We start from the raw sequence: 12,741 nt of genomic DNA, 5'->3' as shown, positions 1-12,741 counted from the left end.
ATGCCATGCAAGCCTACCAAGCCGCTATTCATGCTGCGACCGAATCACCACAACGGTTTTGGGAGGTGCAAGCGCGCGCGTTGGACTGGTTTCGCGCCCCGCAAAAAATCCTCAGTCGCGATGAGCAAGGCGCACAGCGTTGGTATGCCGACGGCATGCTCAACACCAGTCACCTGTGTTTGGATGCGCAGGTGGCGGCAGGACGCGGTGAGCAGCTCGCGCTGATTTATGACTCGCCGGTTACAGGGCAAAAAGCCCAATACACCTACCACGAGCTGACCGACTGGGTGGCGCGCGCCGCCGGGATGTTGCAGCAGTTGGGCGTCGTAGCCGGCGATCGGGTGGTGATTTACATGCCGATGATCCCCGAAGCTGCGGTGGCCATGCTGGCCTGTGCGCGACTGGGTGCGATTCATTCGGTGGTGTTCGGCGGGTTTGCAGCTCATGAGCTGGCGATTCGTATCGATGACGCCACGCCCAAGCTGATCATTACGGCCTCATGCGGTATCGAGATTGATCGTGTGCTGCCGTACAAGCCTTTGGTGGATAAGGCCATCGCCATGGCGGAACACGCGGTGGAACATTGTTTGGTGTTGCAGCGTCCCGAGTGTGAAGCCAGCCTGCTAGAGGCGCGCGATAGTGATTGGGCGCAGTTGTTAAGCCGCGCGACGCCTGTTGCGCCGGTGCCGGTTAACAGCACCGACCCGCTGTATATCCTCTATACCTCGGGCACTACCGGCAAACCCAAAGGGGTGGTGCGTGATAATGGCGGCCACGCGGTGGCCATGCACTACAGCATGGCGACGGTGTATGGCGTCAAACCGGGGGATGTGTTCTGGGCGGCTTCGGATGTTGGCTGGGTCGTCGGCCATTCTTACATCGTCTACGGGCCGTTATTGGCAGGCTGCACCACCGTGCTGTACGAGGGCAAGCCAGTGCGCACGCCCGATGCAGGCGCGTTCTGGCGAGTTTGTGCCGAACACAAAGTGAATGTGTTGTTTGCCGCACCGACGGCGTTTCGCGCTATTCGCAAAGAAGATCCACAGGCCCAGCATCTGGCTGGCCACGACTTAAGCGCACTGCAGCGCCTGTATTTGGCCGGCGAGCGGCTCGATCCACCTACCTATGATTGGTTGTCCGCGACGCTCAAACGTCCCGTGCTGGATCATTGGTGGCAAACCGAAACCGGCTGGGCGATTGCCGGCAACCCGGTGGGCCTGCAGTTGATGCCGGTTAAAGCCGGCTCGGCCACGGTGCCCATGCCCGGTTATCAGATAGAAATCCTCGATGATGAAGGCCGTCCGTTGGGCGCAGGCAAGCAGGGCAATATCTGCGTCAAACTGCCGTTGCCACCAGGCTGCTTGCCCACTATTTGGGGTAATCAAGCCCGCTTTGAAGCGGGATATTTGAATAACTTCCCCGGCTATTACCAAACCGGCGATGGCGGTTATTTGGATCACGACGGCTACTTGTTTGTCATGGGACGCACCGACGACATCATCAATGTGGCGGGCCACAGGTTATCGACCGGTGAGATGGAGGAGGTTCTCGGCGCACATCCGGCGGTGGCTGAGTGTGCGGTGATTGGTGTGGCTAACGAACTCAAAGGCCAGTTGCCGGTGGGCTTAGTGGTGCTTAAAGACGGTGCCATGGTGGAAGAAGAGCTGCTCAACCGCGAGTTGATTGCCAGCGTGCGCGAGTCCATCGGCGCGGTGGCCAGTTTTCAGCGGGCCTTGGTGGTCAAGCGGCTGCCGAAGACGCGCTCGGGCAAAATCCTGCGGCGTACCCTGCGGCAAATGGCGATGGGCGAGGCGTACAGCATCCCGTCAACGATTGATGATCCGGCTGTGCTGCAAGAGTTAGAGGCTCAGCTGGCGACGCTAGAGGACTGTGCTATTCGGGCCTAACTCAAACCGCAAGCCGGCGTAGCAAAGTGTCTGCAAAGCAGGCATTTCGTGCGCTGGTTTGCTATCTTGCCGACATCCCCCGTTTGAAGTTTTGCGGTGCATGGCACGGCATGGGTTGTAGAGGTGTCGCTTGATCAAAGTATTGGTGGTCGATGACCACGATTTGGTGCGTACGGGCATCCGGCGGATGTTGGCCGATGTTGAAGGCATCGGTGTGGTCGGCGAAGCGGAATCAGGTGAGCAAGCCATCGCTCTGGTGCGTGAGCTGGAGCCCGACGTCGTGCTGATGGACGTGCGTATGCCCGGCATTGGCGGGCTAGAGGCCACCCGTAAACTGCTGCGCAATCATGCCGATTTACGCATCATCGCCGTCACGGCCTGCGAAGAAGACCCGTTCCCCAGTCGTTTTATGCAAATCGGTGCCGCCGGCTACATGACCAAAGGCGCGGCGCTGGATGAAATGATTCAAGCCATTCGCCAAGTGTTTAAGGGGCAGCGCTATATCAGCCCGCAAATCGCCCAGCAGCTGGCGCTTAAGCCTTTTCAGCCCGAGGCACAATCACCGTTTGATTGTTTGTCGGAGCGGGAAATGCAAATCGCCTTGATGATCGCAAGCTGCGTCAAGGTGCAAGATATCTCAGATCAGCTGTGCCTAAGCCCCAAGACCGTCAACACGTACCGCTATCGCATTTACGACAAGCTGGCCATTAGCAGTGATGTTGAGCTGGCTTTATTGGCGGTGCGCCATGGCATGGTCGATGCCGGTTAAGCCGGCATACACCGTTCATGAGTTTAGCGTTTGATAGCAAAGCGTTTTTAGCGACCTGCAGTAGCCATCCGGGGGTGTACCGGATGTTCGCCAGCGACGAGCAACTGCTGTACGTCGGCAAGGCTAAAAACCTCAAGAAACGGCTCGCCAGTTATTTTCGTGGCAGCGGCCTGGCGCCCAAAACGGCTGCCTTGGTGGCGCGCATCGCCAGCATCGAACTGACCATCACCGCCAGCGAAACCGAAGCGCTGTTGCTGGAACAAAACCTGATCAAAGCGTCGCGCCCGCCGTACAACATCTTGCTGCGCGACGATAAGTCTTATCCGTACGTGTACTTGTCCGCCGGTGAGTTTCCGCGCTTGACCTTGCACCGTGGCAGCAAGAAAGCCAAGGGCCGCTACTTTGGCCCTTACCCCAGTGCCTTGGCCATTCGTGAAAGCCTCAATCTGTTGGAAAAAGCTTTTCAGGTGCGCCAGTGCGAAGACAGTTTTTTCGCCAATCGCAGCCGGCCTTGCCTGCAATATCAAATCAAACGCTGCAAAGCGCCCTGCGTGGGCTTGGTTGAGGCTGAGGAATACGCCCAAGACGTGCGCCACTCGGTGATGTTTCTTGAAGGCCGTAGCCAAGCCCTGAGCCAAGAGCTGAACGTCGGCATGGAGCAAGCCGCCAGCGTACTGGACTTTGAGCAAGCCGCGGCCCTGCGTGACCAAATCGCCTTGCTGCGCCGCGTGCAAGATCAGCAGCACATGGAAGGTGAGCAGGGTGATGTTGATGTGCTGGCTGTGTTTATCAGCCCTGGCGGTGCCTGCGTGCACATCATGACCGTGCGTCAGGGACGAGTGCTGGGCGGGAAAAACCACTTCCCCCAGATTGGCATTGAAGAGACGCCGCAAGACATCCTCAGCGCCTTTATTGCCCAGTATTACCTAGGGCAGGCCGAACGTGAGCTACCGGCAGAAATTATCGTCAATCACGACAGTGATGAGCTGAGCATGCTCGAAGAAGCCTTGCAGGCGGTGCGAGGTAAAGCTTTAAGTATTCGCGCCAAAGTACGTGGCCAGCGCGCGCGCTGGTTGAGCTTGGCGCAGACCAATGCGGAGCAAGCCTTACTGGCGCGCTTGGCCAGCCGCGCACAATTGTCGAGTCGCTTTATTGCGTTGGCTGAAGCCTTGGAAATGGACAGCTTGCCGCAGCGGCTAGAGTGCTTTGATATCAGCCACTCCAGTGGCGAAGCCACGGTGGCCTCGTGCGTGGTGATGGGCACTGAAGGCCCGATAAAAAGCGACTACCGCCGCTTTAATATCGAAGGAGTTGCCCCCGGCGATGACTACGCGGCCATGCGCCAAGCGCTGGAGCGCCGCTTAAAACGGCTGCAAAAAGGCGAGGGCAAGTGGCCGGACATCCTCTTGGTGGATGGTGGCAAAGGCCAGCTCAACATGGCGCGTAGCGTGCTCGCCGAACTGGGGATCAGCAACCTGCCGCTACTGGGCGTCGCCAAAGGTGAAACCCGTAAGCCTGGCTTTGAAACACTGTTTTTAGATACCCCCGACAATGCCTTTACCTTGGCGGCGGATTCGCCAGCGCTGCATTTGATCCAACAAGTGCGTGACGAAGCGCATCGCTTTGCGATCACCGGGCACCGAGCCGCGCGGGGTAAAGCACGGCGCACCTCGACCCTTGAGGGCATTGCCGGGGTTGGTCCAAAGCGCCGCCGTGAGTTGCTCAAGCACTTTGGCGGTCTGCAAGAATTGACTCGCGCCAGCAGCGAGGAAATCGCCAAAGCGCCGGGAATTAGTAAAAAGCTGGCTGAGCAGATTTATGCTGCGCTGCACAGTGAGTAGAATGGCCCACTTTGTTTCGTGGCCCAGACAATCATGGCTGTGCCGTTTCTGCTGCAGAAGCGTCGTAAACCGTACCTTAGCTTGTGGGCATGCTTGGCCTAGGCCGGCACTCTTTCTCTTTTTGGCGTGTGTATGAATATTCCTAATATTTTGACCTTACTGCGGGTAGCTCTGATTCCCGTGTTCGTTGTGCTGTTCTACATGCCCTTTAGCTGGAGCTACTGGGCTGCCAGCGCGGTGTTTGCCTTGGCGGCGGCTACCGATTGGTTAGATGGCTACTTGGCACGCCGCTGGGGGCAAACCACGCCGTTTGGAGCATTTCTAGACCCGGTCGCTGACAAACTGATTGTGGCGGTGGCCTTAGTGATGTTGGTTGAGTCGCATGCCAGCTTGTGGCTGACCATTCCTGCCGCGGTGATTATTTGCCGTGAAATCGTGGTGTCGGCACTGCGTGAATGGATGGCCGAACTCGGTGCCCGCGCGCATGTGGCGGTATCGTCGATTGGTAAGTGGAAAACCGCGGCACAAATGCTGGCGCTGGTGATTCTGCTGGCTAATCCTGCCAGCGCGAATGCCTGGGTGATCTTTGGCTTAGCGCTGCTGGCGGTAGCCGCTCTGCTGACGATTTGGTCCATGCTCAGCTATCTGCGAGCCGCTTGGCCACACCTGAGCTGGGATGTGAAAAAAGCCTAAAAGCCAGCATAAGTATTTTCAGATCAATAACTTGACAGGGTTTGCTAAGCCGTTAGAATGCGCCCCACGCCAAGCGGGAATAGCTCAGTTGGTAGAGCACGACCTTGCCAAGGTCGGGGTCGCGAGTTCGAGTCTCGTTTCCCGCTCCAAAGTTTTCAAAACAGGCGATGCTTGTTTTAACCGTTAAGGCTGAGTAGCAGAGTGGTTATGCACCGGATTGCAAATCCGTGAACGCCGGTTCGATTCCGACCTCAGCCTCCAAATAAAAGCCCCAAACAGTTTGATCTGTTTGGGGCTTTTTCTTTGCTGAATAAAAACGCACAAAACAACGTTAGAGCACCGCCGTATGTCATTACGGCGGTTTGAGGACTAGTGCGAAGTCCCTTCGGCGTAGTTGATTTTGTTGAATACGTTGTACTTGCCCGAGGGTTTGTTCATCGGCAGGCGTTTGATTTCTTCGAGGGTGTCGGCGTTGTAGATGATCAGGGCGCCGTCTTGGTCCCAGACGCTGAGCAAAACGTGTTTGCCGTAGCGGTCAAACTCGACATGCGCGGCGTTTTTGCCGGGCATGGGCCGTAAGGTTTTCGCCACGCTGAGGTTTTGTTTGTCGATGACCTGTACCACTTCTTGGTTGGGGCCAAAAAATACGTCGGTCCACGCATAGGGGCTGTTGACGTGGCTGCGCAGGAAGAAGCCGGGGCCTTCGGTGGGGATTTCTTTGATGATTTCCCAGTTATCCAGCCCAATGACGCTAAGGCGGCCTTGCTGAATGTTGGGGGTGGCCATGACTGGCCGGCCTTGCCACGTCCAGCTGATGCCCGAGCCTAAGTGTGGCATGCCTTGCAGCGGGATTTTTTTGATCACTTTGCCGGCATCTAGGTCGACCACTTGGCCGCCGTGGCTGTCGCGTGAGGTGGCCAGTAGGTGGCGGTATTGCGGATCAAATGAAAAATCATCGAGGTAATCGCCCGCGCGCAGGCGGCGAACCGGGAAGTCGGGTTTGTCGTAGGGGATTTCCCAGATTTCTTGCACGTCTTTCAATGCGGCAATAAAGCTATTGCGCGGCGGTGCGGTGTACACGGCGCTGACGCGTGAAGCAGTGCCTTGTTGGTCGGTGACTTCGATCACGCGATTAAGGCTGAGGTCTTCGGCGTTTAATACCACCAGCGAGTTGGGCAAGTAGTTGGCGACCATCAGGTAGCGGCCATCCTGACTGCTGGCAATATTGCGGGTGTTGATGCCGGCACGAACTTGCGCCACTGGCTTTAGGTTCCACAAATCGTACTGGGTGACCCAGCCATCGCGGGAGGCCCAAAACACAAAGCGTCCATCGGGGGAAAACTTAGGCCCACCGTGCAGCGCAAAGTGGGTGGGGAAGCGGGTGATCACCTCAAACTTGTCGCCATCCAAAATGTTGATGTGGTGGTTGCCACTTTCGACCACGACAAACAGGTTAAGGGGATCAGCCGTAAACACCGGTTTTGCCGGCAGCTGTGCCCGTGGGTTGAATACCTGATGGCTGGTGTTGATCTGGGCGGCATCCCAATGCGGAGGCGCGCTGGGTTTTTCATACAGGTACGCGGCTAGCGTGTTGATCTCTGCGCCACTTAAGGTCTGGGCAAAGCCCGGCATTTGGGTGGCGGGGCGCCCCTGGCTGATCACCTGTACGGCGGCTTTTTGCGGTAAGCGCGCCAAGCTTTCTGGCAGCAGCGCTGGGCCTTGGGCGCCTAAACGCTCGGGGGCGTGACAGCTTTGGCAGTGTTGCTGGTACAGGCTGGCGCCATCGCTGGCTGCCATCACGCTGCTGGGCAGGGCAATCAGTAAAGCCGCGAGACCGATAGACAGAGGTGTTAGGCGGTGCATGTGCTGGCCTCCTGTTGAAGGCGGCCAGGGAACTTGACCTGTGCTTGGCTAAATAAGCCCACCACGTCACCAATCACAATCAGGGTGGGTGGTTTGAGTTTGGCTTTCACGGCGTCGTACGGCAGTTGCGCGAGGGTGGTGCGCAGAACGCTTTGTTTTTGGCTGCAGCCGTGGCTGATCAAGGCCGCCGGCATGTCCTGAGGCAGGCCGTTGGCGATTAACTCGCGGCTGATAATCGGCAAGCTACCGAGGCCCATGTAGAACACTAAGGTTTGTTGCGGCTGGGCAAGCTGCGCCCACGCCAGCTCTAGTTCACCATCGGCCTGCAGGTGGCCGGTGATGAATTGGCAGCTGCGTGCGAGGTTGCGGTGGGTCAGCGGGATGCCCGCCAGCGTGGTGCAACCACTGGCGGCGGTGACGCCGGGCACCAGTTGGCAGACGATGCCGTTGGCCAACAGGTGCTCCAGTTCTTCGCCGCCGCGACCAAACACGAAGGGGTCGCCGCCTTTGAGGCGAAGCACGCGTTGGTGTTCGCGGGCTAAATCGACCAGCAGTTGATTGATTTCGTCTTGCGGCAAGCTGTGTAGGCCGGCGGCTTTGCCGACATAGCGACGAACACAGCGCCCGGGGACCAGATTCATGATCTCGTCGCTGACTAAGCGGTCGTACACCACCACATCGGCCTGTTGCAGCAATTGCCATGCGCGCAAGGTCAGCAAGCCCGGGTCGCCGGGGCCAGCGCCTACGAGGGCGACCTCGCCGGGGCGAAGTAGGGTGCGATCGAAACTCGGGGGCGCAGCGTTCATGGTCGACTCCTTGCGTGACATGCGCTGATGATTGCGCAGCCGCGCGGTGCTTAACCTTGTGCCAGATCAAGTCCCGCGTGGATGGCTGAAACGGGGCACGTATTCAGGCTCTAGGCCGAATGCGTGGTGATGCGTTTTTGCTCTAGGCCAATTTCTTGATCGGTGAGGTAGCAGCCAGGGTCTTCGGCCCACAGTTCACCGCTGGTGGCCCATGCGCGGGTGCGGGTATTGCCGCCGCACACGGCCAGCCATTGGCACGCGCCGCAGCGACCACCTAAAGGCCGCGGGCGGCGGCGTAGTTCGGTGAGTAACACGTCGGGGTTATCGAACCAGATATCTTTAAAGCTGCGCTTGCGCACGTTGCCCACGCTGTAGTGCCACCAGTAAGTGTCGGGGTGAACTTCGCCGAGGTTGTCGATATTGGCGATGCTGGAGCCGGTGGCGTTGCCACCCCAGCGGGTGAGCATGGTAAGTAGTTTGTCGTAGTCGTCGGGGCGATGGGTTTGTGCCCAGTCGAGCAAGCGCACGGCGTCGGCATCGTTATTGCCGGTGACGTACTCGGTGTTGCGTCCTTGGCAGATGTCGTCCCAAGCGCGCGCAATCAACAGGTCAACGGCTTCGCGGGTCATGCGCAGTTGCGCATCTTGTTTGCGATGGTGTTTGCCGCGGCCGCTGTAATTGAGGTGCGAGAGATAAAACTTCTGCACATCCAGTTCATGCATTAAATCCAGCAACGCCGGTAATTCCGCCGCGTTGTGTTGGTTGAGCGTGGTGCGCAGGCCGACTTTGATGCCCGCGCTGCGGCACAAGGCAATCGCGCGCAGACTTTTGTCATAAGCGCTGGGGTCGCGGCGCATGTAGGTGTGGGTGTCGCGCAGGCCATCCAAGCTGATACCAACGTAGTCAAACTGTGCGGCGGCGATGTGCGGCAGATTGTGTTCTTCGATCAGGGTGCCGTTGGTCGATAGCGCCACATAAAAGCCCAGCTCGCGCGCGTGATCGGCCAGTTCAAACACATCGGGGCGCAATAAAGGCTCGCCGCCGGACAAGATCAGTACCCGTACTCCGGCTTCGTTAAGCTGGTCGATCACGTTGTGCGCTTCGGCGGTGTTGAGTTCGCCGGCGAAGTCGGTATCGGTGGAGGTCGAGTAACAGTGACGACAGGTCAAGTTACAGCGGCGGATCAAGTTCCAGATCACCACTGGGCTGTCGCGGTTAATCATGGGGGTCTTGCGTGCCGGTGCGTTGGCGCCACCATGAATCTGCTTGAGGTAATGACTAAGACGCAGCATGGGAGCCTCCTTGAGGCGTGCGGTTGCTTGCGCGAGACGGGCGTAAGCCGGTTTTCTTGAGGATGCGACTGCTGACCAGCATGTCGCTTTGTCGACAGGCGCTGCCTAACAGGGCTTGCAGCTCGGCACGTTGCGCGTCGAGGGCCTCGCGGCTGGTGGCATGCAGCATGGCAAACACGTTGTAGGGCCAGTCCGGCAGGTGGCGCGGACGCTGGTAGCAATGGCTGACATTGGGCAGGGCAGCCAGCTGCGCGCCGATCCGTTCGACCTCGCTGTCGGCGATGTCCCACACCGTCATGCCGTTGTGCTGGTAGCCCAACCGGTAATGGTTGGGCACGGCCGCGACACGGCGCAGTGCGCCTTGCGCTTGCATGGCTTGGAGTAAGGCCAGTGTTTCGGCTTCGCTAATGCCCAGCTGTTCGCCTAGCCAAGCCCATGGCTGGGCGACTAGCGGTAAGCCTGCGGCGGTGAGTTCCACCAGCCGTGCGGCCAGTTCGGCGTTATACGGGCAAGTAGAGCTGGACATGAAACTCTCGCTGTTTGGGAAAGTTGAACACGCGAAGGCCAGTGATCGCCTCGATGTGTGCCAGCGTTGGTTCGATGGTGCTGGCGTCGCTAACGGCCAGCACAAACCACATATTCAGCCGATGCTCGCGGCGGTAGTTGTGTGCCACTTCGGGTAGCTCAAGCAGCTGCTGGTGAACCGCTTCAAAGCGTTCTTCAGGCACGGCCATGGCGGCCAAGGTAAAAGCCCCGCCTATGCGCTCAACGTCAAACAACGGGCCAAAACGGGTGAGGATGCCGTCTTCGAGCCAAAGGCTGACTTGCTCGCGCAGGGCTAAGGGGTCGGCGTTTAATTCGCGGCCAAGCTCACCCCAAGGGTCGCTGACTAATGGCAAGCCGCGTTGCAGACGGTTGAGCAGTTGGCGTTGTAACTCAGTCATGGCGGCCCACGTCGACTGCGTGCGCTTTGAAGGTGCTGAAATGGCCGCCGCGCTGCTTAAAGGCTTGCGTTGAAAACAACCACTCGTGGGGGTAATGCGCCAGTTGATGGCGGTGTAACACGGCGGCTATTTCGCCTTCGACTTCTGCGCGGGCGCGGCCGTGAATCATGCAGAACAGGTTGTAGCGCCATTGCGGCAAGCGCCGTGGGCGCTGGTAGCACAAGGTGACGCGAGGCTCTTCTGCCAGTTGTTCGCCAATGCTGGCGACCAAGGCATCGGGGATATCCAGCACCAGCATGGCGTTGGCGTGATACCCCAGCGCGTGATGGCGCACGACTAAGCCAAAGCGGCGAAACAAGCCATCTTCTTGCCAATCGCGCACGCAGGCCAACACGCTGTCGGTATCGCTGTCGATTTGCTTGGCCAGTTCGGCGTACGGCTCGCTGCATAGCGGCAAACCGCGCTCCAGCAAGCTGCGCAGGTGTTGCTGTTGTTGGCGGCTTAGCGCGGCTGGCGTGTTCATCGGCCAGCCGCCTGGGGGTGCAGTTGCGGTGCATGCACACTACCGGCGTTTAACTGGCTCAGTGCAGCGTGATCCAGCGCAAAGGCTAAGTCGATGTGAAACGACTGCAGCATGGGCAAATCCAGCGGCCTTTGCTCGGCCAGCTCGGCGATTTCGCTGAGGGCTTGATCCACGGCGGCGCGATCGCTGCCTGTGACCACAAACCATAAGTTGTAGGCGTGTTCGCGGGCATAGTTGTGATTGACCGCAGGATGCGCGGAGACTTTGGCGGCAATCGCACTGAGCTGTGCCGGTTCGATACTTAATGCCGCTAAGGTGCTGGACCCGGCGCGACGGTGCTCGAACACCGGGCCAATGCGGGACAGCACTTGGTTGTCTTGCAGATGGGCGAGGCAGTCCAGTATCTCCGCTTCGCTCACGCCCAGCTCATGAGCCATGCGGGCGTAGGGCCGCGCACAAATCGGCACGCCTTTTTGGAACTGTTTGAGTAGCTCGCAGGTGAGCGCGGCACGGTCCATATCAAAGCCCCATTTGTTGCGCGCGGTGGGTGAAGAAAATACCGCTAGGGCTATGTGCGGGCAGGGTGGCGAGCTTTTTCAGTCGGTAGGTGTCCCATACTTGCACTTCGTTGCCGTCGCGCACCGAGACCCACACGCGATGTCCGCGCGCCGAAAATTCCATATGCAGTACCGCAGGCCCAGGTTCCAGCGTGGCGATGATCTGCTGCGATTCGCTGTCGATGATTTGCAGCTTGTTGTTATCGGGGTAGGCAAAGTTGACCCAGATTTGTCGGTGATCGGGGCGCGCCATCACAAACACTGGCTGGCCGGCGACATCAATCGCGCCCTTGGGCTGCCAGCTTTGGCTGTCGAGCACTAACACTTGGTGTTGGCCAATGGCGGGGACAAAGGTTTTCTCGCCGGCCACCGTCCAGCCTTCAAGGTGCGGCATCTTGTACACCGGCAGTTTTTCTTGCCCGCGGCCGTAGTCGCCCAAAATGCGCTGTACGCCGCGCTCGGGGTGCCATAAGTCGAGCTTGGCCATGCCGTCTTCGCCAAATAGTCCGGCAATGTAGTAGCGGCCATCCGGGGTGAGCAGGGCGTCGTAGGGTTGCTTGCCGATGCCGGTAAAGCGTTGCAGTTGCGGTTGGTATTGATTGCTGGCGTCGGCTTGGCTGAAGTCGGCCAGCCATGTCTCATCGCTGTCGAACAGGCTGAAGACAAAGCGCTGTCCTGGTGCGTCGACCAAGCCCACCGTCCTTGCGTTACGGTCTTGACCGGGCAGGGGGGTGGCGGGGATGTCGGCGACTAAATCGAGGCTGTCACTGTTGAAGACTTTAACGCCGCCTGGCTCGTAGTTGCTCACGGCAATCAGGCTGCCGTCTTGACTGATGGCGCCGCCAATACTGTTGCCGCCTTGCACCACACGTTTGACCAAGCGCTGCTCGAGCAGGTCAATCTTGCTTAAACCACCGTCGCGGGCAAACACGTAGGCGTAACGCTGATCGGGTGAAAACACCAGTGAGGCATGGGACAAATCGCCCAAGCCTTCAATGCGTGCCAAGCTGCGCATGCCGGATTGGCTGATCAGCTGCACGCTGCTGTGGTCACGCTCGATAATCACGCCCAAGTCACCGGTGGCTAGCAGCGGTTGCGCGGGGACGGCTTGTTCGGCCAAGTGACTGCACGCAGACAGCAAGCTCAAGGCTGCAGCACTTAACAGTAAACGCGGGCGAAAACGTCGGGGGGCGGTCATGGCAGTGCCGTTCCTTGCATCAGTTGATCGATTAACCATGCGGCTTCGGCTTCGTTGAGCAGGCCTTGCCACGGTGGCATGGCGGTACCGGGGCGACCGTGAAGGACGGTGGCGATCAAGCCTTCACGGGGTTTGCCGGCGAGTGCCGTGGTGGTCAGTGGCGTGCCTAGGCCGCCGGTGAGGCGAGTGCCGTGGCACGAGCCACAATCCTGTTTAAGCAGGTGTCTTAAGTCGGCCTGCCGAGGTGCATCCGGCACCTCGGCGCGGCCGTAACTGCTGAAGGTCACCGCCCCGAGCAAGGCGACCATCAACAGTGCCTGGGTATGCCTTTTTACGTGCATGCCCATG

At 59.0% G+C, this 12,741-nt stretch carries 13 protein-coding genes and 2 tRNA genes; 6 read left to right on the top strand and 9 right to left on the bottom strand.

The window, feature by feature from the left end; all coding sequences use genetic code 11:
* Positions 1 to 5 precede the first annotated feature (5 nt).
* The 6 genes from MKI83_RS16405 to MKI83_RS16380 all read left to right on the top strand — a co-directional run bounded on the left by MKI83_RS16405 (position 6) and on the right by MKI83_RS16380 (position 5,471).
* The gene (locus tag MKI83_RS16405) at positions 6 to 1,907 is read left to right on the top strand and encodes a propionyl-CoA synthetase (RefSeq protein ID WP_241588365.1); all 1,902 of its coding nucleotides are present in this window, start codon (positions 6 to 8) and stop codon (positions 1,905 to 1,907) included.
* 130 nt (positions 1,908 to 2,037) lie between these two features.
* On the top strand, positions 2,038 to 2,676 hold the full coding sequence (gene gacA / locus MKI83_RS16400) for a response regulator transcription factor GacA (RefSeq protein WP_241588364.1): 639 nt from the start codon (positions 2,038 to 2,040) through the stop codon (positions 2,674 to 2,676).
* Between the two features lie 17 nt (positions 2,677 to 2,693).
* The gene (gene uvrC, locus MKI83_RS16395) at positions 2,694 to 4,517 is read left to right on the top strand and encodes an excinuclease ABC subunit UvrC (protein ID WP_241588363.1); all 1,824 of its coding nucleotides are present in this window, start codon (positions 2,694 to 2,696) and stop codon (positions 4,515 to 4,517) included.
* A 132-nt stretch (positions 4,518 to 4,649) separates the two neighbouring features.
* Positions 4,650 to 5,210: a CDP-diacylglycerol--glycerol-3-phosphate 3-phosphatidyltransferase gene (gene pgsA, locus MKI83_RS16390; protein ID WP_241588362.1), complete on the top strand. Its 561-nt coding sequence runs from the start codon at positions 4,650 to 4,652 to the stop codon at positions 5,208 to 5,210.
* 73 nt (positions 5,211 to 5,283) lie between these two features.
* Positions 5,284 to 5,359, top strand: a tRNA-Gly gene (locus tag MKI83_RS16385).
* A 38-nt stretch (positions 5,360 to 5,397) separates the two neighbouring features.
* A tRNA-Cys gene (locus tag MKI83_RS16380) sits at positions 5,398 to 5,471 on the top strand.
* A 108-nt stretch (positions 5,472 to 5,579) separates the two neighbouring features.
* Here the strand turns inward: MKI83_RS16380 and MKI83_RS16375 are convergent.
* From MKI83_RS16375 to MKI83_RS16335, 9 genes are all read right to left on the bottom strand, one after another.
* Positions 5,580 to 7,073 carry a cytochrome D1 domain-containing protein gene (locus MKI83_RS16375; protein WP_241588361.1) on the bottom strand — a complete coding sequence of 498 codons (1,494 nt, stop codon included), beginning with the start codon at positions 7,071 to 7,073 and terminating at the stop codon, positions 5,580 to 5,582.
* Complete coding sequence (gene cobA, locus MKI83_RS16370) at positions 7,061 to 7,879, bottom strand: uroporphyrinogen-III C-methyltransferase (protein WP_241588360.1); 819 nt, start codon at positions 7,877 to 7,879, stop codon at positions 7,061 to 7,063. Before cobA ends, MKI83_RS16375 begins: the two co-directional genes overlap by 13 nt.
* A 110-nt stretch (positions 7,880 to 7,989) precedes the next feature.
* Positions 7,990 to 9,171, bottom strand: a complete 1,182-nt coding sequence (nirJ, locus tag MKI83_RS16365; protein WP_241588359.1) for a heme d1 biosynthesis radical SAM protein NirJ — start codon at positions 9,169 to 9,171, stop codon at positions 7,990 to 7,992.
* The gene (ahbB, locus tag MKI83_RS16360) at positions 9,158 to 9,697 is read right to left on the bottom strand and encodes a siroheme decarboxylase subunit beta (protein WP_241588357.1); all 540 of its coding nucleotides are present in this window, start codon (positions 9,695 to 9,697) and stop codon (positions 9,158 to 9,160) included. The genes nirJ and ahbB (MKI83_RS16360) overlap by 14 nt, the downstream gene beginning before the upstream one ends.
* The gene (locus MKI83_RS16355) at positions 9,672 to 10,115 is read right to left on the bottom strand and encodes an Lrp/AsnC family transcriptional regulator (protein WP_241588356.1); all 444 of its coding nucleotides are present in this window, start codon (positions 10,113 to 10,115) and stop codon (positions 9,672 to 9,674) included. The genes ahbB (MKI83_RS16360) and MKI83_RS16355 overlap by 26 nt, the downstream gene beginning before the upstream one ends.
* Complete coding sequence (gene ahbB / locus MKI83_RS16350; RefSeq protein ID WP_241588354.1) at positions 10,108 to 10,638, bottom strand: siroheme decarboxylase subunit beta; 531 nt, start codon at positions 10,636 to 10,638, stop codon at positions 10,108 to 10,110. Before ahbB (MKI83_RS16350) ends, MKI83_RS16355 begins: the two co-directional genes overlap by 8 nt.
* Positions 10,635 to 11,156, bottom strand: a complete 522-nt coding sequence (locus tag MKI83_RS16345) for an Lrp/AsnC family transcriptional regulator (RefSeq protein ID WP_241588353.1) — start codon at positions 11,154 to 11,156, stop codon at positions 10,635 to 10,637. Before MKI83_RS16345 ends, ahbB (MKI83_RS16350) begins: the two co-directional genes overlap by 4 nt.
* Before the next feature lies 1 nt (position 11,157).
* The gene (locus MKI83_RS16340; protein WP_241588351.1) at positions 11,158 to 12,393 is read right to left on the bottom strand and encodes a cytochrome D1 domain-containing protein; all 1,236 of its coding nucleotides are present in this window, start codon (positions 12,391 to 12,393) and stop codon (positions 11,158 to 11,160) included.
* Entirely contained in the window at positions 12,390 to 12,734 is a 345-nt protein-coding gene (locus MKI83_RS16335) for a c-type cytochrome (RefSeq protein WP_241588349.1), read from the bottom strand. The genes MKI83_RS16340 and MKI83_RS16335 overlap by 4 nt, the downstream gene beginning before the upstream one ends.
* Positions 12,735 to 12,741 lie beyond the last annotated feature (7 nt).

Source organism: Atopomonas sediminilitoris (assembly GCF_022601735.1).
Lineage (GTDB): Bacteria > Pseudomonadota > Gammaproteobacteria > Pseudomonadales > Pseudomonadaceae > Atopomonas > Atopomonas sediminilitoris.
Note: the sequence above shows the minus strand (reverse complement) of the source record. Positions and strands in the feature narration are given on the sequence as shown.

Coding starts and splice junctions, on each gene's coding strand:
- MKI83_RS16405 (WP_241588365.1), top strand. CDS start 6: ATGCAAGCCTACCAAGCCGCTATTCATGCTGCGACCGAATCACCACAA.
- uvrC (WP_241588363.1), top strand. CDS start 2,694: ATGAGTTTAGCGTTTGATAGCAAAGCGTTTTTAGCGACCTGCAGTAGC.
- pgsA (WP_241588362.1), top strand. CDS start 4,650: ATGAATATTCCTAATATTTTGACCTTACTGCGGGTAGCTCTGATTCCC.
- MKI83_RS16375 (WP_241588361.1), bottom strand. CDS start 7,073: ATGCACCGCCTAACACCTCTGTCTATCGGTCTCGCGGCTTTACTGATT.
- cobA (WP_241588360.1), bottom strand. CDS start 7,879: ATGAACGCTGCGCCCCCGAGTTTCGATCGCACCCTACTTCGCCCCGGC.
- nirJ (WP_241588359.1), bottom strand. CDS start 9,171: ATGCTGCGTCTTAGTCATTACCTCAAGCAGATTCATGGTGGCGCCAAC.
- ahbB (WP_241588357.1), bottom strand. CDS start 9,697: ATGTCCAGCTCTACTTGCCCGTATAACGCCGAACTGGCCGCACGGCTG.
- MKI83_RS16355 (WP_241588356.1), bottom strand. CDS start 10,115: ATGACTGAGTTACAACGCCAACTGCTCAACCGTCTGCAACGCGGCTTG.
- ahbB (WP_241588354.1), bottom strand. CDS start 10,638: ATGAACACGCCAGCCGCGCTAAGCCGCCAACAACAGCAACACCTGCGC.
- MKI83_RS16345 (WP_241588353.1), bottom strand. CDS start 11,156: ATGGACCGTGCCGCGCTCACCTGCGAGCTACTCAAACAGTTCCAAAAA.
- MKI83_RS16340 (WP_241588351.1), bottom strand. CDS start 12,393: ATGACCGCCCCCCGACGTTTTCGCCCGCGTTTACTGTTAAGTGCTGCA.
- MKI83_RS16335 (WP_241588349.1), bottom strand. CDS start 12,734: ATGCACGTAAAAAGGCATACCCAGGCACTGTTGATGGTCGCCTTGCTC.